This window comes from Falsiroseomonas sp. E2-1-a4, assembly GCF_051433165.1.
Lineage (GTDB): Bacteria > Pseudomonadota > Alphaproteobacteria > Acetobacterales > Acetobacteraceae > Falsiroseomonas.
In genome coordinates, this window is record NZ_JBHMFS010000057.1 from 1 (window position 1) to 2,574 (window position 2,574).

Below are 2,574 nucleotides of genomic sequence, written 5' to 3' on the forward strand. Positions count from 1 at the left end.
TGTGTGCGGCGGAGAGAAAGTCGGCCACTGGAGCGGCGGCGTAGTGCTGCTGCGGGCGGGGTAAAACCCGGCCAGTGGGAGGCGGCCTACCCTGAGGGATCAGGGTGGGGCGCCGGGAGATGTTCGTGGTGGAGGTCTACGCGGCGGTTCGGAAGTTTGTTTTTCTGGAGGGTAATAGTCGGCGGGAGGCGGCCCGGGTTTTTGGGTTGAGCCGGGACACGATTGCCAAGATGTGCCGGTACTCGGCGCCGCCGGGCTATGTGCGGACGCGGCCGGCGGAGAAGCCCAAGCTGGGCCCGCTGCTGCCGGTGATCGAGGCGATATTGGAGGCGGATCGGGTGGCGCCGGCCAAGCAGCAGCACACGGCCAAGCGGATCTTCGAGCGGCTGCGCGGCGAGCACGGCTATGGCGGCGGCTACACGGTGGTGAAGGATCAAGTGCGGCGGCTGCGGGCGCGCGGGCGGGAGGTGTTCGTACCGCTGTCGCATCCGCCGGGCCACGCGCAGGTGGATTTCGGCGAGGCGGTGGCGGTGATCGGCGGGGTTCGCCAGAAGGTCCATTTCTTCTGCATGGATCTGCCGCAGTCGGACGCCTGCTTCGTGAAGGTTTATCCGCGGGAGACGACAGAGGCGTTCCTTGATGGGCACGTCTCGGCTTTCGCGTTCTTTGGCGGTGTGCCGCTGTCGATCCTTTACGACAACCTCAAGCTGGCGGTGGCCAGGATCTGCGGCGACGGCCGGCGCGATCGGACGCGGGCGTTCACTGGCCTGGTCAGTCACTACCTGTTCCAGGATCGGTTCGGCCGGCCCGGCAAGGGTAACGACAAGGGAAAGGTCGAGGGGCTGGTGAAGTTCTCCCGGTCCAACTTCATGACCCCGGTCCCGATCGCGGCCAGCCATGAGGCGCTCAACGCCATGCTGGCGGAGCGTTGCCGCCTACGGCAGTCCGATCGGGCAGGCCGGCATGCCGAGACGATCGGCGTGCGCCTGGTGGCGGATGTGGCGGCGCTGCGGCGCCTGCCGGACACGGTCCTGGAGCCGTGCGAGACGATCAGCGCGCGGGTGTCCTCGACCGCGCTGGTTCGCTACCGCGGCAACGACTACTCGGTGCCGACCGCCCATGGGTTCCAGGCGGTGCTGGTGAAGGGTTTCGTCGACGCGGTGCTGATCCTCTGCGACGGCGTGCCGATCGCCCGCCACGCCCGCTCCTATGGCCGTGGCGAGTTCGTCTACGACCCCTTGCACTACCTGGCGCTGCTGGAGACCAAGCCGGGCGCGCTGGACCAGGCGGCGGCGCTGCAGGGCTGGGCCTTGCCGCCAGCGTTCCAGCACCTGCGCCACCTGCTGGAGGCGCGCATGGGCAACCGGGGCAAGCGGGAGTTCATCCAGGTGCTGCGGCTGCTGGAGATCGCCGCCAAGGAGGTGGTGACTGCCGCGGTGGCCGAGGCCATCCATCTCGGCGCCATCGGCTTTGACGCGGTCCGGCAGATCGTTCTGGCGCGGATCGAGCGACGCCCGGCCAGGCTCGACCTGACCGCCTACCCCTACCTGCCGGGTACCGACGTGCGCATGACACGCGCTGCCGACTACGCTGCACTGCTGCGGGAGCAGGTGGCATGACCGCGGTCGATGCGATGCCGCATGGCACCAGCCAGGGCACGCCGCAGGTCCTGCTGGGGCATCACCTCAAGCAGCTCCGGCTGCCGACGGTGCTGCGCGAATACGACAAGGTGGCGCGCGAATGCGCCCGCGACGGCGTCGATCATCCCCGCTACCTGCTGCGGCTGCTCGAGCTGGAGTTGATCGACCGCGAGCGGCGCCTGGTCGAACGGCGGATCCGCCAGGCGCGGTTTCCCGCGACCAAGAGCCTGGACAGCTTCGTGTTCAACGCCATTCCCAGCCTCAACAAGATGTTGGTCCTGGAACTGGCGCGCTGCGAGTACATCCTGCGGCGCGAGAACATCATCGCGCTCGGTAACAGCGGCACCGGCAAGAGCCATGTCGCCCTGGGCCTCGGCCTAGCCGCCTGCCAGAGGGGGTTCAGCGTGGTGTTCACCACGGCGGCCCAACTGGTGCACCAGCTGATGGAAGCGCGTGACGAGAAGCGCCTGCTCAGGATGCAGCGGGAGTTGCAGGCGGCCAGGCTGCTGATCATCGACGAGCTCGGCTACGTGCCGCTGTCGCCGACAGGGGCGGAGTTGCTGTTCGAAGTGTTCAGCCAGCGCTACGAACACGGCTCCACCATCGTCACCTCAAACCTGCCGTTTGAGGAATGGACGTCGGTTTTCGGATCGGAGCGTCTGACCGGCGCCTTGTTGGACAGGCTCACCCACCACGTCCACATCCTGACCATGAACGGCGAGAGCTACCGCCTGGCCCAGTCCACCGCTCGCCGGCGCCCGCCGACGAAGACGGTGCCAGGCGAAGCCGCTGCCGGCGAGCAGATCGACCAGGATACCGGCGAGATCCTGCCGGGCTGACGACCCAAGCAAGCCGGTCACGTCCGCCGCCGCGATGCCGCCAGTGGCCTTGTTTTACTCCGCCACGCTGGCCTGCTTTTGCTCCGCCGTTGACA

The 2,574-nt window shown here is 67.9% G+C and carries 2 protein-coding genes; both read left to right on the top strand.

Annotated elements, in window-relative coordinates; genetic code table 11:
- Positions 1–119 precede the first annotated feature (119 nt).
- Entirely contained in the window at positions 120–1,619 is a 1,500-nt protein-coding gene (gene istA, locus ACFHNC_RS24560; protein WP_437171866.1) for an IS21 family transposase, read from the top strand.
- Complete coding sequence (gene istB, locus ACFHNC_RS24565; RefSeq protein ID WP_437171865.1) at positions 1,616–2,479, top strand: IS21-like element helper ATPase IstB; 864 nt, start codon at positions 1,616–1,618, stop codon at positions 2,477–2,479. The genes istA and istB overlap by 4 nt, the downstream gene beginning before the upstream one ends.
- The last annotated feature ends 95 nt before the right edge of the window (positions 2,480–2,574 follow it).